Annotated in this window: 19 protein-coding genes; 6 read left to right on the top strand and 13 right to left on the bottom strand. The window is 68.0% G+C overall.

Annotation, left to right across the window (positions count from 1 at the left end; genetic code table 11):
• Positions 1-387 precede the first annotated feature (387 nt).
• Positions 388-1,401 (top strand): WD40 repeat domain-containing protein, encoded by a 1,014-nt coding sequence (locus tag F0U60_RS08940; RefSeq protein ID WP_395816625.1) that lies wholly within the window; start codon positions 388-390, stop codon positions 1,399-1,401.
• A gap of 6 nt (positions 1,402-1,407) precedes the next feature.
• Here the strand turns inward: F0U60_RS08940 and F0U60_RS08935 are convergent, their stop codons facing one another.
• The 3 genes from F0U60_RS08935 to F0U60_RS08925 all read right to left on the bottom strand — a co-directional run bounded on the left by F0U60_RS08935 (position 1,408) and on the right by F0U60_RS08925 (position 4,285).
• Positions 1,408-2,016 carry a DUF1826 domain-containing protein gene (locus tag F0U60_RS08935; RefSeq protein ID WP_395816622.1) on the bottom strand — a complete coding sequence of 203 codons (609 nt, stop codon included), beginning with the start codon at positions 2,014-2,016 and terminating at the stop codon, positions 1,408-1,410.
• A 510-nt stretch (positions 2,017-2,526) separates the two neighbouring features.
• Positions 2,527-3,405, bottom strand: a complete 879-nt coding sequence (locus F0U60_RS08930) for an SDR family oxidoreductase (protein ID WP_395816619.1) — start codon at positions 3,403-3,405, stop codon at positions 2,527-2,529.
• A gap of 103 nt (positions 3,406-3,508) precedes the next feature.
• The gene (locus tag F0U60_RS08925) at positions 3,509-4,285 is read right to left on the bottom strand and encodes a hypothetical protein (RefSeq protein ID WP_395816617.1); all 777 of its coding nucleotides are present in this window, start codon (positions 4,283-4,285) and stop codon (positions 3,509-3,511) included.
• 125 nt (positions 4,286-4,410) lie between these two features.
• On the opposite strand from F0U60_RS08925, the gene F0U60_RS08920 reads away from it, so the two are divergent.
• Positions 4,411-5,511, top strand: coding sequence for a glycosyltransferase (locus tag F0U60_RS08920; RefSeq protein WP_395816614.1), 1,101 nt, complete (start codon positions 4,411-4,413; stop codon positions 5,509-5,511).
• 77 nt (positions 5,512-5,588) lie between these two features.
• Positions 5,589-6,437, top strand: a complete 849-nt coding sequence (locus F0U60_RS08915) for a L,D-transpeptidase family protein (protein WP_395816612.1) — start codon at positions 5,589-5,591, stop codon at positions 6,435-6,437.
• 10 nt (positions 6,438-6,447) lie between these two features.
• On the opposite strand, the gene F0U60_RS08910 is transcribed toward F0U60_RS08915, so the two are convergent.
• From F0U60_RS08910 to F0U60_RS08900, 3 genes are all read right to left on the bottom strand, one after another.
• Positions 6,448-7,854 carry an amidase gene (locus tag F0U60_RS08910; RefSeq protein WP_395816609.1) on the bottom strand — a complete coding sequence of 469 codons (1,407 nt, stop codon included), beginning with the start codon at positions 7,852-7,854 and terminating at the stop codon, positions 6,448-6,450.
• Positions 7,854-8,366: an amidohydrolase family protein gene (locus F0U60_RS08905; protein WP_395816606.1), complete on the bottom strand. Its 513-nt coding sequence runs from the start codon at positions 8,364-8,366 to the stop codon at positions 7,854-7,856. Before F0U60_RS08905 ends, F0U60_RS08910 begins: the two co-directional genes overlap by 1 nt.
• Before the next feature lie 378 nt (positions 8,367-8,744).
• On the bottom strand, positions 8,745-9,929 hold the full coding sequence (locus F0U60_RS08900) for an epoxide hydrolase family protein (protein WP_395816603.1): 1,185 nt from the start codon (positions 9,927-9,929) through the stop codon (positions 8,745-8,747).
• 90 nt (positions 9,930-10,019) lie between these two features.
• On the opposite strand from F0U60_RS08900, the gene F0U60_RS08895 reads away from it, so the two are divergent.
• Complete coding sequence (locus tag F0U60_RS08895) at positions 10,020-10,793, top strand: TetR/AcrR family transcriptional regulator (protein WP_395816601.1); 774 nt, start codon at positions 10,020-10,022, stop codon at positions 10,791-10,793.
• 24 nt (positions 10,794-10,817) lie between these two features.
• On the opposite strand, the gene F0U60_RS08890 is transcribed toward F0U60_RS08895, so the two are convergent.
• From F0U60_RS08890 to F0U60_RS08865, 6 genes are all read right to left on the bottom strand, one after another.
• Positions 10,818-12,293: a hypothetical protein gene (locus tag F0U60_RS08890; RefSeq protein ID WP_395816599.1), complete on the bottom strand. Its 1,476-nt coding sequence runs from the start codon at positions 12,291-12,293 to the stop codon at positions 10,818-10,820.
• A gap of 69 nt (positions 12,294-12,362) precedes the next feature.
• Positions 12,363-13,877, bottom strand: coding sequence for an RNA polymerase factor sigma-54 (gene rpoN / locus F0U60_RS08885; protein WP_395816596.1), 1,515 nt, complete (start codon positions 13,875-13,877; stop codon positions 12,363-12,365).
• Between the two features lie 262 nt (positions 13,878-14,139).
• Positions 14,140-14,877 carry an LPS export ABC transporter ATP-binding protein gene (lptB, locus tag F0U60_RS08880; RefSeq protein ID WP_395816594.1) on the bottom strand — a complete coding sequence of 246 codons (738 nt, stop codon included), beginning with the start codon at positions 14,875-14,877 and terminating at the stop codon, positions 14,140-14,142.
• Positions 14,874-15,839 (bottom strand): LptA/OstA family protein, encoded by a 966-nt coding sequence (locus tag F0U60_RS08875; RefSeq protein ID WP_395816591.1) that lies wholly within the window; start codon positions 15,837-15,839, stop codon positions 14,874-14,876. Before F0U60_RS08875 ends, lptB begins: the two co-directional genes overlap by 4 nt.
• Positions 15,832-16,425: a hypothetical protein gene (locus F0U60_RS08870; RefSeq protein ID WP_395816588.1), complete on the bottom strand. Its 594-nt coding sequence runs from the start codon at positions 16,423-16,425 to the stop codon at positions 15,832-15,834. The genes F0U60_RS08875 and F0U60_RS08870 overlap by 8 nt, the downstream gene beginning before the upstream one ends.
• A gap of 14 nt (positions 16,426-16,439) precedes the next feature.
• Entirely contained in the window at positions 16,440-17,357 is a 918-nt protein-coding gene (locus tag F0U60_RS08865; RefSeq protein WP_395816585.1) for a lysophospholipid acyltransferase family protein, read from the bottom strand.
• 17 nt (positions 17,358-17,374) lie between these two features.
• Between F0U60_RS08865 and astB the strand changes: the two genes are divergently transcribed.
• Together astB and F0U60_RS08855 are read left to right on the top strand one after the other, a co-directional pair.
• Entirely contained in the window at positions 17,375-18,700 is a 1,326-nt protein-coding gene (gene astB / locus F0U60_RS08860) for an N-succinylarginine dihydrolase (protein ID WP_395816582.1), read from the top strand.
• Between the two features lie 101 nt (positions 18,701-18,801).
• Positions 18,802-19,308, top strand: a complete 507-nt coding sequence (locus F0U60_RS08855) for an aminoacyl-tRNA deacylase (protein WP_395816579.1) — start codon at positions 18,802-18,804, stop codon at positions 19,306-19,308.
• 42 nt (positions 19,309-19,350) lie between these two features.
• Here F0U60_RS08855 and F0U60_RS08850 read toward each other — a convergent pair whose 3' ends face one another.
• Positions 19,351-21,969: an O-antigen ligase family protein gene (locus F0U60_RS08850; protein WP_395816576.1), complete on the bottom strand. Its 2,619-nt coding sequence runs from the start codon at positions 21,967-21,969 to the stop codon at positions 19,351-19,353.
• Positions 21,970-22,028 lie beyond the last annotated feature (59 nt).

Here is a 22,028-nt window from a genome sequence, read left to right as displayed (position 1 = left end):
GAGACATCCCCTACGCGTCGTACTACCCCCAGTCACACGTAACCCCAACACTCCAAACCGACCCGCCCTACCCCAACCCCCCGTGCTGCCCCGTCACGTCGACGAGGCGAATACAAAGCATTCCGCATGCCAGCGGGGAGCCAGAGGCAGGCACCTGAGATTTCAAGCGCTTACCGAGCCGCAGTGGGCAGCCCCTGCCGTGGAGACAGTAAGACCTACGGTCCGACGGACAGAGTGTCAGGGCAGCCACGGCCTCCGAACAGGCACACCTGATCCCCTCATGCAACCCAGTTGCATGTATACGGGGATTACACTAGAGGCGTTGCTCGAGGGATTCCGACGATGCCTGGCTTGAATGCGGCGCGATCTCGCGGGCGTAGCGCCCCCGTGTTGGCGGAGTTGTGCTCCCGCGTGGAGCTGCCGGACCATGTCAATGCACTGAGCTGGAGCCCGAATGGCGCGCTGTTGGCAGCCGCCTCTCTCGCGGGTCCGGTGTTCCTCCTGGACGGAGGAAGCGGCGAGGTGCGGCGCGAGCTGCGTGGCCACGACGGAGGAGCCATGTGCGTGGGCTTCTCTCCGGATGGAGCGTGGCTGGCCAGCGGGGGACAGGATGGCACGGTGCGCCTGTACAGCGTGGCGGACGGCGCGCTGAAGGCCGAGCAGCCCTCGGGAGGCGGCTGGGTGGAGCACCTGGCGTGGGCGGCGAGTGGGAAACACCTGGCCACAGCGGCGGGGCGCGTGGTGCGGGTGTGGTCCTCGCGGCTGACGCACCTGGGTGGCTTCGAGTCACACCCGGGCACGGTCTCTGGGCTGTACTGGTTGGAGGAGGAGGGCGAGGTGGTGGCCTCGTGCAACGGAGGGCTGTTCCGCTCGGCGCCGGGGAAGAAAAAAACCACGGGCCACCTGCCCTACAAAGGAGCCATTCAGGCGATGGCGCAGAGTCCGGACGGACGCTTCATCGCCGTTGGCTGCCAGGATGGCACGGCCTTCGTGTGGAAGCTGGGCTCGACCCGGAGCTTCTCCATGCCAGGCCACCAAGGGAAGGTGCGCGTCCTGGCGTGGAGCCCGCAGAGCACGAGGCTGGCAACAGGGGACGCGGAGGCCATCAACCTCTGGCAGCTGTCCGGCCCCGGCGCTGGAAAGGAACAGCCGCACCGGTTGGAGGCCCACCAAGGACGCGTGACGGGCCTCTTCTGGCGGAAGGATGGGCTGCTCGTGTCCACTTCTGAGGATGGCACGTTGCGCGGCTGGCTCCCGCTCCAAGGTGACAAGCCCCTCTTCACGGTGGAGGCGGACGAGCCGCTCTCAGGACTGGTGCTGTCACCGGACCGAGTACACGTCGCCGCAGCGGGAGTTCACGGACGCGCCTTCATCTTCCGCCTGCCAGCGCTATCGCGGTGACAGGGCCTAGAGCAGATCCAAGGAGAGGAACATCCGGAGCTCGGAGCCCGGCGGCGAGCGGTGCACCGCCCCCTGCCCCTGGTTGCCAGGCCAGGCCTCCCCTTTGAGCAGACCCACGGCGAACGGGGCCATCCTCCGCGGCACGGCTCCCGGGCGAGCGTCCAGCGGGGAGTGCTGGACATCCGCCTCATCGAGATACTCGGTGCCAGCGCCCTTATAGGTGCACACCAGCCGTACGCCCACCCGGTCCACATGGAAGCGGGGGCACATGGGGGCATCCAACGTGCCCAGCCGCAGCCCTACCCGCTCCGCATCGAAGAGGTCCGCATACAGCTCCACCAGTCCCGCCAGCTCCTGGCGGAAACGCTCACGACCCGGTGAATCGGGCAACGGGGCCAGCACACCGCCCAGCTCCGCGTCTCCCACGCGCGTCTCCCTCACTTGGAGGAAGCGATACGTGGCGCAGACCTCCTCCAACCAGTGCGCCAGCGCCGCGTCCGCCGGGCGCTCCCAGACACAGACGTTGAGGTGCTTCTCGAAGATGGCGGTCAGGTCGGCAACCTGCTCCACGGTGATGACGGAGGGCGGGGACAGACGGGTGGCGGGCAAGGACATGCCTTCACCACTAACGCAACATCATTGCATCTGCAACGCCGTGACCCACAGCCTCGCTATCGAGCGGCCCAAAGGAATCGGGGAGGAGCCGCCCCCATGCAGCTCCTCCCCGACTCACTTCCCCATCGCTACCCGAAGAGTCCCCCGACTCGTCGACTTCCCCCCAACCCCCCCGTCCCCCCAACAACCCACCCCGACCAACCCGCCGCCCTGAAAGCCGCCCTACCCGTCTTGATGCTCCAACCCCGCCCTGCCCCAACCCACTCGCCCTGCCCCAACCACCGGTCCTGCCCCGTTACCTCTACGCGACGGACATAGAGCATCCCGCGTGCCAGCAAGGCCGTGGGGGCAGATGCCTGTGATTTCAGTGAGTTATCGAGCCGCCTCGGATAGCACCGGCCCTGGAAGCGGTAAAAGCTACCGGGCGCGTGCTTCAGGTTCGGCCTCAGGAAAAAGAATGAGCCGGGTCACGGACATGTCACGCGACCCGGCTCCCCTGCATGCGTCCACTCAGGCGAGCACCTGACCGCCGGTGACGCCAAGGATTTCGCCGTTCACGTAGGTCGACTCGTTCGAGGCGAGGAACACGAACGAGGGCGACAGCTCCACCGGCTGCGCGGCCCGACCCATGGGCGACTGCTGGCCGAACTTCTTCACCTTCTCGGCGTCGAAGGACTGCGGGATGATCGGCGTCCACACAGGGCCCGGGGCCACGGCGTTGACGCGAATGCCACGCTCGATGAGCTCCTGCGCCAGCCCCTTGGTGAAGGTGACGATAGCCCCCTTGGTGGCCGCGTAATCGAGGATGCCTGGCGATGGCTGGTAGGCCTGGATGGAGGCCACGTTGATGATGGAGGAGCCGGGCTTCATGTGCGGCAGCGCGTAGCGCACCAGGTGGAACATCGCGAGGATGTTGGTGCGGAAGGTGCGCTCAAGGCGATCGGCCGTGAGCTCCTCGAACTTCTCCACCTTCTTGCCCTGGAAGGCCGCGTTGTTGACGAGCACGTCGATGCGACCAAAGCGCTTCACCGTGTCCTCGATGATGCGCCGGCAGACGTTCTCATCGGTGAGGTCGCCCTTGAGCGAGAGCACCTGGTGTCCCGAGTCCTCCACGACACGCCGGGTCACCTCGGCATCTGGATCTTCGTTGAGGTAGGCGAAGGCCACGTCGGCGCCCTCTCGGGCGAAGGCCAGGCACACCGCGCGGCCAATGCCGCTGTCGCCACCGGTGACGAGTGCCACCCTGTCCTTCAGCCGGCCGAGCCCCTTGTAGGAAGTGAGGCCGTAGTCCGGCTCGGGTGTCATCTCGGCCTCGAGGCCAGGGTGTGACTGCTCCTGGCCGGGCAGAGGAGGCTTGGGTCCTGCTTCGCGGGGATTCTTCTGAGCCATGGGTGGGTCCTCTCGTGTTGACGACTACCCAGCCCACGGTGGGGAGGGCATCGACCCCTGGCAACCGCCGGGGTAGGGACCCTTGCCGGGAGGGCTGGCGGGCTCAGGGAATGATGGAGACCTCCACGTCCTCGGAGTGGACCAGACCGCCCTCGCAGCCGGCCACGCCCTCGCAGGTGAGCACCTGGGGAGCGGCGGTGCCGCTCAGGCGCAGGTGGTACTTGCTATTGGCGACGGTGTCCTCAGGAACGAAGAAGCGGGCCGCGTTGCCCTCCTGCTCCACCTGGAGGGAGGCCACGACGCCAGAGTCCAGATGGGTGAGGCTCGCCTGCACGGTTCCCTGAACGGTATCGGTCTCGGGCAGCCACACGTAGGTATGGGTCTGTCCGAGCCGCAGCGTACCGGCGGAGCCGCCGCTGCGCAGGAAGCGCCGCTTGGCCTTGGCATCCTGGAGGACGAGCAACACGGAGTGGGTGTCGTCCTGGAGGATGACGCGGATGTCCTCGGTGGGCTCGTTGTTCCACTGCTCGGGATCGAAGTCGAAGGTGGCTTTCGGGGCCTCGCACACATCGCGCCCACCGACGCCGGTGTCGGGAACACCGCCGAGCGAGAGCTTCATGGGCTGACCGTTGAAGGTGGCGGTGACGCCCTCCGTGAGCCGCGCGCAGGAAGAGCCGCTGGAGAACTCGACAGTAAAGCGGTAGGCGCCCACGGACGAGTCCCGCTCCAGCGAGTCCACGTCCATGAGCGTGAACTTGAGGGTACGGTCCTTCAGGTCGGCGAGGGTGACGGGCTCAGCCACGGTGCGGCCACAACCGGCGAGGAGCCCCAGCGCGGCGAGCGCGCCCATGACGAAACGAGGAGACGAAGCGGAAGCCATCGAGCACACCCTAACACCCCACGAGCCCTCCCCAACGGTTCGTGTCATCCGTCACGCCTGCTCCCTCACTTGCCCACCGAATGTGGCAAAAGGGTGCGCCAGGACGAACCAACGAGGAGGCAAACGTGGCGGGCAGAGTGCTCCATCTGGCGGCGGGAAACCTGTACGGAGGCGTGGAGAGCTTCCTCGTCACCCTGGCGCGCTCGCCTCGGAGGCTGGAGCACCGCTTCGCGCTGTTCTTCGAGGGCCGACTGGCCTCTGAGCTGCGGGCCGCGGGCGCTGACGTGGAGGTGCTCGGCCCGGCGCGGCTGGGGCGCCCGTGGACGCTCGTTGGGCCTCAGCTCCGACTGCGCCGGCTGCTGAGCACGTGGCGTCCGGATCTGGTGCTCTCCCACTCCACGTGGCTGAAGCTCGTCGCGGCCCCCGCGCTTCCCGGCTACCGGCAGGCCCTCTTCGTGCACGGGCAGATGGACCCTCGCAACCGGCTGGACAAGCTGACGGCCCGCTTCCCTCCGAGAGCCCTCCTCGCCAACTCGGAGTTCTCGGCCGCCTCCGCCTCCACCCTCATGCCTCGGCTCACGCCGCTCGTCGCCGGCTGCCCCGTCGAGGATCGAACCCCGAAGGAGCCCGGGGTGCGCCAAGCCGTCCGCCAGGAGTTGGGGGTGTCCGAGGAGACAACCGTCATCCTCCAGGTGAGCCGAATGGAGCCGGGCAAGGGGCACGCGCTCCTCGTGGAGGCGCTCGCGCAGCTGGAGCGTCACGGAGCCTGGGAGTGCTGGCTGGTGGGTGGCACCCAGCGCCCAGAGGAGCAGTCCTATGTAGAGCGCCTGCGGGCCCAAGTGGCAGAGCGAGGGCTGACAGAGCGGGTGCGCTTCCTCGGCCAGCGCTCCGACATCCCTCGGCTGCTCACCGGAGCGGATGTGTTCTGCCACCCCAACGTCGTGCCCGAGGGCTTCGGCATCGTCTTCATCGAGGCGATGTACGCGGGCCTCCCCGTGCTGACGACGGACATCGGAGGAGCCCGGGAGATTGTCGACGAGAGCTGTGGGGCCCGGGTGCAGCCCCGAGCGGACGCCGTCACCGAGGTGCTCGCGCACTGGCTGGCGGACCCCGGCCAGAGGCAGGCTCTGGGACGCGCGGGCCGCCAGCGGGCGGAGCGCCTCTGCCTGCCCTCCATTCGGGTGGGGCTGGTGGAAGACGCCCTCGAACGAGCGATGCGCTCCTGAGAACAGAATGCTCGAGGGCTGACGTTGCCGTCAGTGCCATCCTAGAATGATTGCTGTCTTACTTCGCGAGCTCTTCCATGACCGCTGATTCCACTGGCTCCTCGACGCCCCCCATCCCGCTGCGCAACGAACGCTTCGCCAACCAACCGGACCTGGCGGGCGTGCTCGAGGGAAAAGCCACGCTCGGAGCTGGTGCCAAGGGGCCAGGCGTGCGCGCCGTGCAGCAGGCCCTGGCCGACATGGGCTTCAGCCTGCATGGAGGTGCGGACGGCATCTTCGGCGCGCAGTCAGCCAAGGCGGTGCGCAACTTCCAGACCCACGCCCGCACCGCCTTCCCCGGAGTGCAGCCCACCGGCGTGGTGGACGCCGCCACCCTGCGCGCCCTGGATGCGCTCGCTCCGGGACCGGGACAGCGGGGCCAGACCCAGCACCTCCCGACGCCGCGTTACAAGGGCACGCCCGTGCGCGTCGTCGTGGTGAAGGACGAGCACCGGACCTACCTCTTCAACCCGCAGGGCCAGCTCCAGGGCCTCTTCGGCAACGCGGTGGGCGCTCGCTACGCGAAGACGGACTCCGGCTTGAAGAAGGTGACAGGCAAGCTCAACGAGGCGCAGGCCCACGCCCTGGGCAAGAAGTTGTGGGGCGGCCCCGTCTTCGGACCTCGCCTCATCGACCTCTCCTGGGCGGATGGCTCGCGCTCGGGCGAGGAGCTCCACGGCACCAGCGCGCCTGCCCAGCTCGGCGAGGACGTCTCGCACGGGTGCATCCGCCACGATGATGCCGCCATCCTCGCCCTCTACGACGCGCTCCAGGTGGGGGACATGGTGGCCATTGTCGACAGCGTCAATGACCCGAACCTGGGCCCAGCACCCACGACCCCGACGGGAACACCCGATCTCTCGGGCGCGGTGGCTTCGCGCAAGTAAGAGCGGAGGCTCAGAAGAGCGCGGGAATCGAATAGGGTGGCCAACGGTCCTTCCACGGGCGCGCCTCTTCGAGTTGGTACGCGAGGCCAAGAAGCAGCGCGTCATTGCCGGGCGCCGCGGCGAAGTGGGTGCCGATGGGCAGACCGCCCTCCGGAAAGTGAAGGGGCACGGACATGGCGGGGCAACCCGCGATGTTGTGGATCGGCGTGTAACCGATGGCGCGCGCCGTGCGGCGAAGCAGCTCTTCACGCCCGAGAATCGGCGAGAGGTGCCCGATGCGCCACGGCTCGGTGGCGATCGTCGGCGTGAGCACCACGTCGTACCCTCGGGTTGCCTCAAAATAAGCGCGCACCGCCTGCGCAAAGACGGAGCGAGCGTGCAGCAACGCATCGGGACCGCGCTCGAGAAAGGCCTCAACCAGCGCCCAGGAGAACGGCTCGAGCTCGTCGTGCTGCACAGGCATGTCACGCGTCTGATCGACCCTCTCGACAATGCCCGCGACGGCCGCACCCGAGACGAGGAAGAACGCATCGCCCAGCACAGGACTGTCGAAGAGCGGAGGCGCGATCGGCTCCACCGTGTGGCCAAGCTCGGTGAGCAGCGCCACCGCCTCATCGTAGGCGCGGCGCACTGAGGGCTCCGGCTCCGTGCCCATCACCGTACGCGTCCAGGTCGCGATGCGCAGCTTGCGTGCGATCGGAGCGCGCACGAAGCCGACGGGCGAACCACTCGAGCGATCCTCAGTGAGCGAGAGGAACAGCGCGCTGTCACGCACCGAGCGGCTGATGCAGTGCTCGCTCGTCATGTCCCCGAAGTCCGAGCTGACAAAGCTCGCGGGCACCGTGCGACCACGGCTCGGCTTGAAGCCGAAGAGACCGCACGCCGACGCGGGGATGCGGATGGAGCCGCCACCATCGCTGGCGTGCGCGAGCGGGACAAGCCCCGCGGCAACGGCGACCGCACTGCCACCAGACGAGCCCGTGGCCGAGCAGGCGAGGTCCCACGGATTATGCGTCACGCCCTCGAGCAACGTCTCGGTGCTGAAGAGCACTCCGAACTCCGACATCGCGCTCTTGCCAGCGCACACGAGCCCCGATTCCTCGAGCCGTCTGCCGTACGGCGTCTGCTGCTGGGCGACGTTGGAGGCGAACAGCCGCGAGCCCATCGACCAGCGCAGACCTGGCCACGCCGAGGCGTCCTTCACCAGGAACGGCACACCGGAGAACGGGCCCGCGTTCACCCGACGGGGGCGCTCGCGAGCGACTGTGACGACCGGACGCAACAGCGGGTTCAACGCGTCGATGCGTGCCATGCACGCATCGAACAACTCGTCTGCCGAGACCTCTCCCCGAGCACACAACTCCGCCTGCGCCACGCCGTCGAGGCGGGCAAGAAAAGCCAGGTCCGTCAGCTGCATCAGGCGTCCCAATACCTTCCAACGGGCGCCCGAACGACCTTGTCCTTCGGTTTGTGCTTCAGGAACGGACCGAACGAGGGCGGTTCCGACATGACGCCCGTCAGTTCGCCCTTGACGTCCACCTCGTAGCTGGAGTGCGGCGGGGCGAGGGTCTTCGCGGTCACACCGGCCGTGGCGAAGGCGGTGGAGTTCGCGTAGGCCCTGTGGCCGGTCGCGCTCTCGACGAAGATGTTCACTGAGGTCGAGAGCCGGTCGAGCTGCTCGAACCCGAGTTGCCGAAAGCCGACGCCGGGGATGAAGCCCAGCAGAGAGGGGGCGAAGTGAGTGAAGAAGACCCAATCGCCCACGTTCTTCCCCCGAACATGCTCCTTGATCTGGGCGAGCACTTCTTCATACGTCGAGCCAGGGCCCAAAGAACGCAGGTCGACAATGTAGGCGTTCTGGATGGCCGTGACGGTGTGCGCGTGCGACTTCTCCACCACGCCTGCGAGAAGCTCGGACCCCGAAAACACGTCGGCCTCGCTCAAAAACTTCCATGCCGCGTTATTGCAATATTTCATAATGAGCCGCTCTCCCTACCGGAATCACAGTTCACTTCGAATTTGCCAGTACGTGTTCAACAGAGCCGCGTGGCACGGGTGTCACTCACCCTGACAGATCTTTGTTGAACGGGCTGTGAAGGACCTCATTGCGTGAGCTGTGAAGTGCGTCATGGCACTTTGAAGAGAGGTAGACGTGGAGAGTGAGACACGATGACAGCCCCTACTGTTCCCTCCGGGACGCGCTGACACCCGAGCCGCTGGGCGCCTGACATGCCCCAGAGAGAAACCGCCGCGGCGCATATGGGGCATCTGCCCCCCTTCTGACTCCGCCTGGCGCCGTGTCGAGAGTCAGCGCACGCGGCGGAAGAACTCCCGCACGTCGCCGATGAAGAGGTCCGGCTCCTCCAGAGCGGCGAAGGTGCCGCCTCGGTCGAACTCCTTCCAATGAAGGATGTTCGTGTGGTCGCGTTCAGCGAAGCGGCGGATGGGCCGCAGGATGTCACGGGGGAAGACCGCCACGCCGGTGGGGACCGCCGTCGGCTTCACGTCCTCCGCGAGGTCCGCCTGCTCGGGGTTGTCCGGGGTCTCGACGAAGGAGCGGGACGAGGAGTGCGCCGTCTGGGTGAGCCAGTACACCATGACGTTGGTGAGCAGGCGGTCGCGGCTGATGGCGTCCTCGGGTGAGTGGGTGCAGTCGGTCCACTCCTTGAACACCCCGATGATCCACGCCAGCTGGCCCACGGGAGAGTCCGTCAGGCCGTAGGCCAGCGTCTGGGGCCGCGTGGATTGGATCTTCTTGTAGCCGTACAACTCACGTTGGTAGTGGTCCGCGAAGGCCAGGCGGGCCAGATCGGCGTCGCTCAGGCCGTCCATCTCGCCGGGCGCTCCCACCGGGAAGGTGATGAGCCCGTTGGTGTGCACGCCCACGACCCGGTCGGGCACGAGCAGACCGAGCTCGCGGGAGATCCACGTGCCCCAGTCCCCGCCCTGGGCGCCGTAGCGTGCGTAGCCGAGCCGGTGCATCAGCTCGGCCCAGGCCCGGGCAATGCGCCGCGAGCCCCAGCCCGCCTCATGGGTGGGACCGGAGAACCCGTAGCCCGGAAGCGAGGGGATGATCAGGTGGAAGGCGTCAGCAGGGTCGCCACCATGAGCGCGGGGATTCGTGAGCGGACCGATGACGTCGAGGTACTCCACGATCGAGCTGGGCCAGCCGTGCGTGAGGAGCAACGGCAGCGCGTGGGGCTCGGGTGAGCGCACGTGCAGGAAGTGGATGTCCTGCCTGTCAATACGCGTGATGAACTGCGGGTGGCTGTTGAGGGTGGCCTCGTGGGTGCGCCAGTCGTAGGTGGTGCGCCAATACGCGGCCAGCTCCTTCAGGTAGCCCAGGGACGCGCCGTAGCGCCAGCCGGCCCCGGGCAGCTCGTCCGGCCAGCGGGTACGGCTCAGCCGCTCGCGCAGCTCGTCCAGCTCCGCTTGGGGAATGTCGATGCGAAAGGGACGGATCTCACGGCTCTCTTCCCGGCTCAAATGCATGCGGATGCCTCCACTCCGTACAGTGTACGGATTCTCTAACCTAAACGCCGTACGATGTACAATATTTCCGCTTGTGGGAAGAATGACGGGGTGACGACCGAGTACAGCGGCAGTGGGGATCCCCAGCGGAGCATCGAGTTGCTGTGGGGGATCCAGGAGCGTGGGAAGCGGGGGCCCAAGCCTCGGCTGACGGTGGAGCAGATCGTTCAGGAGGCGATCTCGCTAGCGGACGCGGAGGGGCTGGGAGCGCTGTCCATGCGGCGGGTAGCGGACGCTCTGAAGGTAGCCCCCATGTCGCTGTACACCTACGTGCCGAGCAAGGCGGAGCTGATCGACGTCATGCTGGACCGGGCCTACGGCGAGCTGCCCCGGAGCGAGGATGTGTCCGGAGGCTGGCGAGCACAGTTGGAGCGAATCGCCCGGGAGAACTGGGCGCTCTACCACCGGCATCCGTGGATGCTGCACATCGCGAAGAGCCGGCCGGTGATGGGGCCGAACCTCATCGCCCGGTATGAGCACGAGCTGCGTGCGGTAGACGGGATTGGCCTGACCGACGTGGAGATGGACTCGGTGGTGAGCCTGGTGGCGGGGCACGTCGAGGGGGCGGCGCGGCGCTCGGTGGAGGCAGCGCAGGCCGAGCGGCACACCGGCATGAGCGACGAGCAGTGGTGGGCGGCGCATGCCCCGTTGCTGGAGAAGGTCCTGGATCCCCAGCGCTACCCCACCGCGGCCCGGGTGGGGTCGGCGGCGGGGGCGGAGTACGGGGCCGCGACCCATCCCGCGCACGCCTTCGAGTTCGGCTTGCAGCGCGTCCTGGATGGACTCGAGGTGTTCATCCAGGCACGCACCCGGGACAAGCGCTAGACGTGACGCGGCCAACGCCCCGCGCTACGGCCCGCGGAGCACCGTCAATCCCATGTCGGTGAGGACGAGCAACATGCTCGGCGTCACGGTGGGCTCATAGACGAGCTGCAGGACGCGCTGGCCAGACACCTGCTGCACCTGGTTCAGCGTCACGCCGTCTGGCTCCAGCCGCCAGAGGCCCGCGCCATTCGTGCCGATATAGAGCGCGCCATCGTCCGTCGCCTTGAGCGCGAGGATCTCATTCGTCGGCAGCCCAGCGAGCTTCGACCAGTTCCCCGCGGAGCGTGACTTCGGCGTCATCGCCCAGACACCGTACTTCGAGCTCCCCAGGTAGTAGAGGCCCGAGGTGGTCTGCTCGAAGGCCCGCCAGAAGTCATCGGATGGCAGATCGTTGAGCACTCCGTTGAACCCCTTGAACCGCCAGGGCGTGGGACCTTCCCAGGTGTACTCGCGGTCCCACTCCTCGAGCTTCGCACTCGGGATGAGCACTCCCACCATCTGCTCGTTCGCGACGAGGACGTCCCCGTTGGGCGCGAGCCCGAGCCCGTACATCGGCGGGCACTGGAGCGACTCGGCCTGATTTCCCTCTGGATCCGTGGTGATGAGGTACCAGCCCGGGTGACGGTGGCTGTTGTACGTGAGCCCCTGGATGCGAGTCACGCCGTGGTTCGTCGTGATGTAGAGGTCGCCGCGATACGCGCCACGTGTCACGCGAGCACAGTTCAGGACGCTGCGATCCTCCTCGTAGTGGAAGTCGTTCGTGTTGTGGATGCCGATCTGCCTGCCCGCATTCGACGCGCCAGTGGTGCGCCAGATGTGCTCCTCGAGCACGACGCTCCCATCCGGCTGGAGGCGGACCGCATCGAGATCGCCCTTCTGGTACTCGGCGTATCGCTCGGGCGTGTAGTTCGCCTCGCCCGGGGCGGGGATGTACGTGCGCTGCGAAATCCCCTCCGCCCGCTGCATCTCGGCGGCGCGATACCCCACGTACGCGCGCCCGGCCTCACCACCGCAGATGACCGTCGAGTCGATCGCAAGCGAATCCCGACCGAACGGCAGGCGCGCCTGACCAACGCCCGTGGTCCACGTCGGAGCCGAGTCACCCGGGCGCAACACGCCGATGCGGTTGCCGTCGAGGAACCAGAAGTTCAGCCCTTCATCGAGTCCCACGCTCCGTGGTCTGCCAACGCCAAACGACCGCGTGTAATCGAGCACCGCGTCCGTCGGCCACGGGCCCGCATCCGGCGGCTCACCTTCACCGGGCGGCGTCTCCGGATCCTCGTCTGGTGTTCCCGCATCGCCGTCCGGCGTGGAGGTGGGGGGAGTGCCGGCATCATCCGAGGGAACGGGAGGGGAGCCCGGGGGAACTTCATTGCCCTCCGATGGACCCGCCTCCTGATTCCCCTGCGGCTCCTGTGTCTTGTTCCGGTCAGCGCAACCTGCCGTGAACAATGAAATAACCGCGAACCCTACGCCCACCACGCCCTTGCGAATACCCATCCGTCCCTCCTTTGACGGTGGATCGTTCGCAAGTCCTGGGCCGACGAACGGGCGGCAACATGAGCCCGACTAGAAGTAGCGCTTGCGCTTGCTGCTCGGGAGGATGCCCAGCACCTCGCGGTACTTGGCCACCGTGCGCCGGGCGATCTCCGTCCCCTGCGCCTTGAGCAGCTCGACGATCTTCTGGTCCGAGTACGGGTTGCGCGGATCTTCCTGCGACACCAGCTGCTTGATGTGGTGCTTCACCGCCTCGCTCGCCGTGTCCTCACCGGACACGCGGGCGATGGACGAGTTGAAGAAGTACTTCAGCTCGAAGATGCCCTGCGGCGTGTGCACGTACTTGTTCGTCGTCACGCGCGACACCGTGGACTCGTGCATGCCGATGTCCTCAGCCACGTCCCGAAGAATCAGCGGCTTGAGGTGGGCAATGCCCTTGTCCAGGAAGTCCTTCTGGAACTTCACGATGCTCTCGGTGACCTTGTAGATGGTGCGCTGGCGCTGGTGGATGGAGCGGATGAGCCACTGCGCGCTGCGCAGCTTCTCCTGGATGAACTCCTTCGTCTGCCCCGGCCCCACCCCGCCGCTCTTCAGCGCGTTGCGGTACGTGCCAGAAATCCGCAGCTTCGACAGGCCGTCGTCGTTGAGCACCACCGTGTACTCGTCCTCGGCCAGCTTGTAGACGAACACGTCGGGGGTGATGTACTGCGCGTCGTCCCCGCTGAAGTTGCGGCCCGGCTTCGGATCCAGCTTGGGCAGCAGCTTGGAGGCCTCCACCACCTCCTCGAGCGACACCTTCAGGTCCTTCGCGATGGCCGGAAGGTTCTTGCTCTCCAGGTACTTCATGTGCCGCTTGATGATGAGGCCCAGCAGCGGCGCGTGCTTGTCCTTCAGCGCGGCCACCTGGATGAGCAGGCACTCCTGCAGATCGCGCGCGGCGCAGCCCTTGGGCTCCAGGTTCTGGATGCGGCGCAGCGTGCGCTCGGCCACCGACATGGGCACGTCCGCCTCGTTGGCCAGGCGGATAAGGGGGTCACCCTCCACCTCCTCCAGCGTCAGGTACCCGTCGTGGTCCAGGTTGCCCAGGATGAGCATCCCGATGCGCCGCTCGGCCTCGTTGAGCCGCAGCGTGCCGAGCTGCTCCTGGAGGTGATCAACCAGGTCCTCCTTCTCCACGAGGTTGGCCTCGAAGGAAGGCAGATCCTCGGTCGCCACGTTGCCCCGGTTGGAGGCCGTCGTGGGCTCGTTGAACTGGTAGCTGTTGAGGTAGGCCTCCCAGTCAATCTCCGGGGGCCCGTCACCATCCGCCTTGAACTCGGGCGCGGCGTCCGGCGTCCGCGACTCCACCCCCACCGGAAGCTCGGTATTCGCCGCTTCCAGGGAAGCCTCGCCTGGCTCCTTGTCCGCCGTATCCCCGAAGGGGGCCTCGTCCGGCTGCTCCAGGAGGGGGTTCTGGTCCATCTCCTCCCGGACTTGCTCCAGCAGTTCCATCCGCGAGAGTTGCAGCAGCTTGATGGCCTGCTGCAGCTGGGGCGTCATCACCAGCTGCTGCGAAAGCTTCAGGCTCTGCTTGAGTTCCATCGCCATTCTCTGTCTCCCGCCCGGTTCAACACTCGACTCGATGGCGGCCCGCCATCAAGGACCGTGCCAAAGTAGCAAGGCCCCCCGACTTCGTCCAGTGTCCGAGAGTCCGGCCCATGCTTTGCACTTCGTGAAATTCTTCATTTATTCCGCACACTTGCATTGTCTCGAACGCCGACAAAGACGTTCAACAATGGACGTGCGGAGGGGGGACGGCACGCAGGTGCAACCCGCCCCCGAGCGGCTCAGGAAGCCGGTTTTTCGGCGCTCACACCGACTGCAAGCGGAATCGCTCGCCGAGGTACACCGCACGCGCCCGCGCCGAGGAGGCAAGCTGCGCGGGCGTGCCCTCCTCGAGGATTTGACCCTGTGCGATGATGTAGGCGCGATCGCAGATGCCCAGGGTGTCCTGGACGTTGTGGTCGGTGATGAGGACGCCCAGCCCGCGGGACTTCAGGTGGGAGATTTGCCGCTGGAGGTCCCCCACGTTGATGGGGTCCACGCCGGCAAAGGGCTCGTCGAAGAGGATGAAGCGGGGGTTGGGGATGAGGGAGCGGGCGATCTCCGCGCGACGGCGCTCCCCGCCGGAGAGCGTCTCGCCGAGCGACTCGGCCACATGGCCCAGGCCGAACTCCTCCAACAACTCCCGGGCGCGCTTCTCGCGAGCCGACCTGTCCATGTGCTTCTGCAGCTCCAGCACGGACAGGAAGTTCTCGCTCACGGTGAGCTTGCGGAAGATGGAGGACTCCTGGGGGAGGTAGCCCAGACCGCGCAGCGTGCGCCGATGCATGGGCAGGTGGGTGAGGTCCTCGTCGTCCACGCGCACCCGGCCAACGTCGGGCCGCACCAGGCCCACCACCATGTTGAAGCTCGTCGTCTTGCCAGCGCCGTTGGGTCCGAGCAACCCCACCACCTCTCCCTGGGAGACGTAGAAGGACACGCCCTGCACCACCTTGCGCTTACGGAAGGTCTTCTCGAGACCCTCGGCGTACAACCGACTGCTCATGGTTTCGTCCCCCCTGCGCCTGACGCGCTACCTGGATTGCTCCGGCCCCCACCCTTGCGCTGCTCCTTGAGCGGCGCCGTCTCCACGGTGATGACGGCGTCCTTCACCTCGAAATTCGATTGACCGACCGTCATCCGCACCTCGGAGCCCCGGAGGTGCGTGGTGGGATCGCGCGCCTCAGGGTTGCCCGTCACCACGAGCAGGCCGCTGGGCACGTCGAAGTCGGCCCGCTCGCCTCGAGCGGTGCGATCGCCGTCCACCGCTCGTACGTTGCCCACGCACTCCGCCCGTGTCACCTCTCGCGGGCCGTTGTAGTGGGCGATCATCTTGTCGCACCGCAGGTCCATCGTCCGCTGCTTCACCACCACGTCGCCCGTGAAGACGGCCTGGTTGTTGGAGCCAACCACCCGCTTGGAGGAGATCACCGCGGGATCCCGAGCCAAGGAGGACTCCTTGCCTCCGCCCTTGCGCGACGGCTGCTTCAGCGGTGCCGACTGGAGGGTGACGACGGCGTTCTCCACCTGGTACTCGTGGTTCTTGTTGCCCGCGGTCATCCGCACCTCGGAGCCGCGAAGGTGCGTGGTGGGATCCTGCGCCTCGGGATTGCCCGTCACCACGAGCAAGCCGCTGGGCACGTCGAAGTCAGCCCGCTCGCCCTTGGCCGTGCGGTCTCCGTCCACCGCGCGCACGTTGCCCACGCACTCCACGCGCGTCACCTCGCGCGGGCCGTTGTAGTGGGCGATCATCTCGTCGCACTGCAGGTCCATCGTCCCCTGCTTCACCACCACGTTGCCCTTGAAGACGGCCTGGTTGCGCGAGCCGACCACCCGCTGGGAGGTGATCTTCACCGGGCTGCGCAGCTCCGAGGTCTCCGCCTTGCCAGGCGAGCGAGCACTGGCCTCCAGCGCAGTCGGATTCACCGGCTGGGCCACGAAGAAGGCCGTCACGAGGTACTCAATCATGTGCGGCTCCCAAGACGGTCTGCACCGAGCCCTCGAAGGTGAGGCTCTCGTCGGGGATGGACAAAGAGAAGGCGTCCGCCTGGACGTGGTACTCCGGCCCGTCGACCTGCACGCCCTCTGTTCCCCGCGCCGACTGTTGCACCCCGTCATAGGTGGCCTTGGGCGTGCGTGCCACCATCCCCGAAGCGGTGCGCACCTCCACGTCCCCCGTGGCCACCATCTGCCGCGTGCCCAGGTTGCCCTCCATGAGCTTCGCGCGAACCAGCGTGCCGCCCGGAGGGATCTGCGCCTGCTCCTGCTCGCCCTTCTTCTTCGCGCGAGCTTTTGTGCCGGCCGGAGGCGCCTCCGGCTGAGGGCTCTTGTCCAACATGAGGAGCGTGGCCTGAGAGGCGGTGATGTCGCCGTTGCGATCGTAGGTGGCCCGCTCGGCCTGGCCCGTCATGGACAGGGTGCTGCCGTCGTACGAGCGCAGCCGCACCCCCTGCATCACCACGGCGGGCGGCGCGGAGGTGTCTCCAGGCGCCTGCCTCGGGGTGCAGGCCACCAGGAGGCAGAGGAGGCTCGAGAAAAGGACGGTACGTGGCACGAGGCCGTTTTCTATCATCGGGTCGGGGTAGTGGGACGGGTCTTCCAACGCTGATGCATCCACACCCATTGCTCAGGGGCCCGGCGGATGGCTGCCTCTATCCTCTCCGAGAGAGCAGCCGTGAGCGCCACCGCATCGGCCTCTCGGTCCCCGCTCGCTTGCCAAGGTACCTCCTCCATCCACAGTCGGTAGCCCTCGCCCTCGCGCTGGCAGAAGCCCACCACCGCCGCCGCGCCCGTGCGCAGCGCCAGGTCCGCCGCCGCTCGGGGCGTGGCCGCCAGCTCACCGAAGAAGGGCACGAAGACGGACTGCACCTTCGTGTCCTGGTCGATGAGCAGCCCGAGGATCTCCCCCGCCTTGAGAGCGCGCAGCATGGCTCGCGCCGCCCCCTCTTGGCCGCGCCAGATGCTACGCACTCCGCCCTGGGCCCGGAAGCGCTCGACGAGCGCGGTGAGCCTCGGGTCCGAGGTCTCCTTGGCGATGCTCTGGCTCGGGAAGCCCGACCGCGCCACCCGCCGAGCCAACAGCTCCCAGTTGCCCACATGGCCGGAGACAAAGACGACCCCCTTGCCCCGGGCGAGCGCCGTCTCCAGGACTCGCCGGTCCTCCTCCGGCCAGCGCACCAGGCGCTCGAGCTGCCGGTCCATGGAGGCGGTCGCGCCCACCTCGAAGACGGCCATACCCAGGTGGCGGAAGGAGGCGCGGGCGAGGGCATGCCGCTCCGCGTCGGACTTCTCCGGGAAGGCGCGGGCCAGAGACTTCAAGGCCTTGCGACGCTCCCCACCGGCCACGGCGAAGGCGAACCGGCCGAAACCCGCCCCCAACATCCGAGCGAGCCCCAGCGGCAGGCTGCTCACGATGGTGAGTGCCGCACGAACGAGCAGGTAGCGGAGGAAACGCTTCAGGCGCTTTGCTAAGGGAGGGCGCTCCACAAGCGTTTCCATACCCCATGCGCGAATACAACTTCGACGGCATCGTCGGTCCCACCCACAATTACGGCGGCTTGTCGCCCGGCAACCTGGCGTCCGCCCTCCATGGCGGCGAGGTGAGCCACCCCCGAGAAGCGGCCCTCCAGGGTTTGGAGAAGATGCGCTTCGTGGCGGAGTTAGGCGTGGGCCAGGGCGTGTTGCCTCCCCAGCCGAGGCCCTCGCTGCGGGCCCTGCGCGCGCTGGGCTTCTCCGGCACGGACGAGGAGGTCATCACCCGGGCCGGACAGGAGGCCGAGCACCTGCTGCGGCTCACCTCCAGCTCCGCCGCCATGTGGACGGCGAACGCGGCCACGGGGGCGCCCTCGGAGGACACGGCGGACGGGCGAATGCACCTGACGCCGGCCAACCTCCAGCAGATGTTCCACCGGGCACTGGAGGCGGAGACGACGTACGCGGTGCTGCGCTCCATCTTCGCGGACGAGAAGCATTTCGCCATCCACGCCCCGCTGCCCGGCGGCGGTCACTTCGCGGACGAGGGCGCGGCCAACCACACCCGACTCGTCACCCCGGGACACAAGGCGGTGCACCTGCTCGCCTGGGGCCGGAGCGCCTGGCGGGATGACGTGCGCCACCCTACCCGCTTCCCCGCGCGACAGACGTATGAGGCCAGCCAGGCGCTGGCCCGGCTGCACAAGTTGGAGCCAGCGCAGGTGCTGCTGCCGCAGCAGGCTCCCGAGGGCATCGACGCGGGCGCCTTCCACACGGACGTGATGGCGGTGGGCAACCAGAGCTTCCTCATGCTGCACGAGCTGGCCTTCGTGGACCCGCAGGGGTTGCTGAAGACGCTGCGCGAGAAGCTGGGGGACGGTTTCACCTACGTGCTGGCCACCAACGAAGAGCTGCCCGCGCGCGACGCGGTGAAGGCCTACCCGTTCAACTCGCAGGTGCTGACGCTGCCGGATGGCTCCATGGCCATCATCGCACCCGAGGAGAGCCGGGAGACGGAGCCGGCACGGCGCTTCCTGGAGCGCGTCGTCGCCGAGAACAACCCCGTGAAGCGCGTGTATTACCTGGACGTGCGCCAGTCGATGAACAACGGCGGCGGCCCGGCCTGCCTGCGCCAGCGCGTGTGGCTCACCGACACCGAGCGCGCCGCGGTGAAGGCGAACGTCTTCTACACCCCGGAGCTGCACGAGGCGCTCGCGGGCTGGGTGAAGCGCCACTACCGCGAGGACCTGCGCGCCAAGGACCTGGCGGACCCGAAGCTGGCCCGCGAGACAATGACGGCGCTCGACGAGCTCACGCGCATCCTCAACCTGGGCAGCGTCTACGATTTCCAGCAGTGAGACGCGAGGCGCGTGCCCGCCCGCCTGGGAGGCACTCGCCTGACTCACCATGGCCAGAGGGTCGTGGGCAGTCCACCTTCGAGACAACAGAGGTGCCGCCCATGATCCCCGAACCCATCCAGGAGTACCTCCGACAGCAGCACGTCCCCTTCCTCCGTCACTGGCATCCCCGCGCCGTCACCGCGCAGGAGTTGGCCCAGGCGCTCCATATAACGGGCTACCGAGTGGCCAAGTCGGTCATCGTCCTGGCCGACGAGCAGCTGTGGATCTGCCTCACTCCCGCCGTGGAGAGCCTGGACCTGGACAAGGTCCAGGAGGCGCTCGGCGCCCGGGAGGTCCGGCTGGCGACCGAGGACGACTTCGCGAAGCGCTTCCCCGACTGCGAGCTGGGCGCGGAGCCTCCCTTCGGTCACCTCTACGGGCTGCCGGTGCTGATGGACGAGAGCCTGGGCGTGGCCGAGGACCTGCTGCTGCGCGCCGGCTCGCACGAAGAGGCGCTGGAGGTGAGCGTCGAGGACTTCATCGCGCTTGAGTCACCCCAAATGGCCGACGTCATCTACGAGCGCCCGGGGGGCCGGCACATGGCTCATCACGACATGCATCCCTGACAGCGCTGCCCCCCGGCTGTGGCGCACTGGGGGTCTAGCGGCTCAGTGCGCCCCGTCCTCTTCGTCCCCCGTCTCCTCGTCCGCGGCCATCTCCCGCAGCACCCGGTCTAGCGAGCCCCCCCCACCGCTACGCGCACGGCGCCGCTCCTCCACGCGCTTGCGCTCCGCCGCCTCCAGGCGCTCCACCCACGCCTCCCCTTCCGCGCGCTGCTCCGGGGGCTGTAGCCGCACGCCCTCGCGCACGGCCCGCGCCGCCGCGTCGAGCTGGTGCAGCGACTCGTGCAGCCGCGCCACCTTGAACCAGAGGCCCGCGGAGGGCTGGATGCGCACCGCGGACTTCCAGGACTCGAGCGCTCGCGCGCGGTGCCCCTCCTTCTCGAAGCTGGAGCCCTCCAGCATGAAGAGCTGCGCGCGCAACCCCAGGTCAGAGACGAAGGGGCTCACATGCTGAAGTGTCTCCCGCGCTCGCCGCGTCAGCCCCGCCTCCACCTCCAGCCGCGCGAGCGTGAAGGCCAGCTCCACACTGATGGGAAAGCGCGTACGCAGAGGCTCAAGTGACTCGAGCGCCTCGTCCCTGCGTCCCTGGGCATGGAGGACATCCGCGCGCAGCAGGTACGAGGAGAGCTCATCCGGGGCCCGGCGGAAAACCTCCGCGCTGGCGGCTTCCGCTTCCGCCATCTCCTGCCGAGCCAACCGCAACCGCGTCTCGCGCTCCCAGAGCTGGACCGATTCGGGGGCCGCGTCGAAGTGCTCTCGGGCCCAGGCAAGCCAGGCAATGGCCACCTCGTAACGCCGGGTGCGCATCAGCTCGGTCGCGAGCAACACCGCGCTCCGGGCCGAGTCCGGCGTGAGAGCCTGCAGCTCCTCCAGGGTGCGCGCCCGCCCGAGCGCCTCGCGCCACAGCGCCTCCTGGTCCCCGGCCTCGAACGCCAGGCGGTACTCGAGGAAGGCCTGGGTGCGTTGTCCCAGGGTGAGCAGGGCGCGCGCGGCCACGCGGTGAGCCCGCGCATCCACCGGGTTCAGGAAGAGGGCACGGTTGACGAAGCCGAGCGCCTCGACGGCCTCCGCACGTCCCAGGTCCGTATGCGCCAGCCCCATCAGGACCTGGAGGGCATGATCGGCCGGGTGCAGTTCGATGAGGGCGAGCCCACGGGCACGCACCTCCGCCAGCGGGGCCCGCGCGCGGACGAGGTCCCCGAGCTCCTCCTCGGCCTCGTCCAACGTGCTCCGGCCAGGGATGAGCGCGACCAGCGCCAGCGCGACCAGGACTCCGCCCACTGCGAGCACGCGCAAGGGCGCATGACCCCGCGGGGCCCCGCAGCGCTCCCGGTCATCAGGTCGAGCCACGCAGGCCAACGCCACCCACGCCGCCACCGCGCTCGCGGGCAGCTCCAGGCTGAAGTCGAAGAGATCATGCAGCGCGAGCGCCGCCACCCCCGCGAGCACGGCCCACTCCACCGCGCCAAGGCCCTCCCGGCGCGCCAGCCGAATGAACCCCCACAGCCCCACGGCGAGCAGCAGCAGCCCGGGCACACCGAACTCGGTGGCGAGTTGCAGCACCGCGTTCTCCGGGTGCGTGAAGGTGTTGAGGACAGGCCGCTCCTGGTAGCGAGGAAAGACGGACTCGAAGGCGCCGCGGCCCATGCCGAGCGGGTAGGCCTTCGCAACCGAGGCCACCTTCGGCCACAGCTCCAGCTTGCTGTGGCTCAGCTTCTCCATGCTGTCCGCGGTCTCCAGCTCGGCCAGCAGCTGCTCGGAGGCAATCTGTCCGCCCACCGCGAGCACCGCGAGCAAGCACAGCAGCACGGTGCCGCTCCGGCGCCACGTCCGCGCCCGCTCCGTCCCCACCCGGCGCCCCAGCAGCAGGAGCGCGAAGGCGAGCTGCCCGAAGACGAAGAAGGCAATGCCTCCGCGCGAGAGGGACAGCAGCACCCCGGCCCCGCCCAGCAGCGTGGCCACCACGAAGGGCGCCGCGCGCAGCCGCGTCCCACTGGAGAGCGCGAGCCCCAACGACACGGTGGCCGACAGCCCGAGGAAGGCCGCGAGGTGGTTGGGGTTGCCAAAGGGGGTGAGGAGCGGCGGACGCGCGTGGATGAAGGCGATGAAGCCGAGGAGCCGATCGAGGCCGAGCAGCGCGTGCAGCAGGCCCAGCACGGCCACCGCAGCCCCCGTGAAGGCGAGGGTGCTCAGCAGCCGGCGACGTGCGCGCTCGGAGCGGCTCACCTGCACCGCGGCGACGAAGGAGAGCAGGTACGCCAGGTACCTGGCCAACTCGCGCCAGGTGGCTGGCGGCTCCATCGACAGGGGCCTTGAGCCTTCCAGTCCCAGTGGGACGAGGACGAAGTCACGCAGCCCAGCCGCCTCGGGACTGAGGACGGAGAGCAGCTCCGGCGGCAGCGGGACGAGCTGCAGGAGGCACAAGAGCGCGCCAGCCCCGAGTGGAAGCGCGAGCAGCGGCAGGTGAAAGGATCGGTGCTGACTCCACGCGCCCAGGCACGCCAGCACAAAGGCGAGGCCCGCGAGCACCACCAATGGCCAATGCACCCACGTGGGCGCGCCCCCGAGCGACAGGGGCAGCAGCACCAAGAGCACCGCCAGCACCACTTCGGCGCCGAGGGCGTACCGGGACGTGTGCGAACGGGAGTGGGACACGGGAAGCATGAAGGGTCCCAATTATGTCACGGGTCTACGCAGACGCCCGGAAGTGGATGACCCCGGAA

The sequence above is a fragment of the Archangium minus genome (assembly GCF_044360475.1).
Classification (GTDB): Bacteria; Myxococcota; Myxococcia; order Myxococcales; family Myxococcaceae; genus Archangium; species Archangium minus.
Note: the sequence above shows the minus strand (reverse complement) of the source record. Positions and strands in the feature narration are given on the sequence as shown.

Bases quoted from the DNA above. Each gene is read 5' to 3' on its own strand.
- rpoN (WP_395816596.1), bottom strand. From the start codon at position 13,877: ATGGCGATGGAACTCAAGCAGAGCCTGAAGCTTTCGCAGCAGCTGGTG.
- F0U60_RS08910 (WP_395816609.1), bottom strand. From the start codon at position 7,854: ATGCAGCTGACGGACCTGGCTTTTCTTGCCCGCCTCGACGGCGTGGCG.
- F0U60_RS08875 (WP_395816591.1), bottom strand. From the start codon at position 15,839: ATGATTGAGTACCTCGTGACGGCCTTCTTCGTGGCCCAGCCGGTGAAT.
- F0U60_RS08915 (WP_395816612.1), top strand. From the start codon at position 5,589: ATGACCGCTGATTCCACTGGCTCCTCGACGCCCCCCATCCCGCTGCGC.
- astB (WP_395816582.1), top strand. From the start codon at position 17,375: ATGCGCGAATACAACTTCGACGGCATCGTCGGTCCCACCCACAATTAC.
- F0U60_RS08930 (WP_395816619.1), bottom strand. From the start codon at position 3,405: ATGGCTCAGAAGAATCCCCGCGAAGCAGGACCCAAGCCTCCTCTGCCC.
- lptB (WP_395816594.1), bottom strand. From the start codon at position 14,877: ATGAGCAGTCGGTTGTACGCCGAGGGTCTCGAGAAGACCTTCCGTAAG.
- F0U60_RS08900 (WP_395816603.1), bottom strand. From the start codon at position 9,929: ATGCATTTGAGCCGGGAAGAGAGCCGTGAGATCCGTCCCTTTCGCATC.
- F0U60_RS08925 (WP_395816617.1), bottom strand. From the start codon at position 4,285: ATGGCTTCCGCTTCGTCTCCTCGTTTCGTCATGGGCGCGCTCGCCGCG.
- F0U60_RS08855 (WP_395816579.1), top strand. From the start codon at position 18,802: ATGATCCCCGAACCCATCCAGGAGTACCTCCGACAGCAGCACGTCCCC.
- F0U60_RS08890 (WP_395816599.1), bottom strand. From the start codon at position 12,293: ATGGGTATTCGCAAGGGCGTGGTGGGCGTAGGGTTCGCGGTTATTTCA.
- F0U60_RS08850 (WP_395816576.1), bottom strand. From the start codon at position 21,969: ATGCTTCCCGTGTCCCACTCCCGTTCGCACACGTCCCGGTACGCCCTC.
- F0U60_RS08935 (WP_395816622.1), bottom strand. From the start codon at position 2,016: ATGTCCTTGCCCGCCACCCGTCTGTCCCCGCCCTCCGTCATCACCGTG.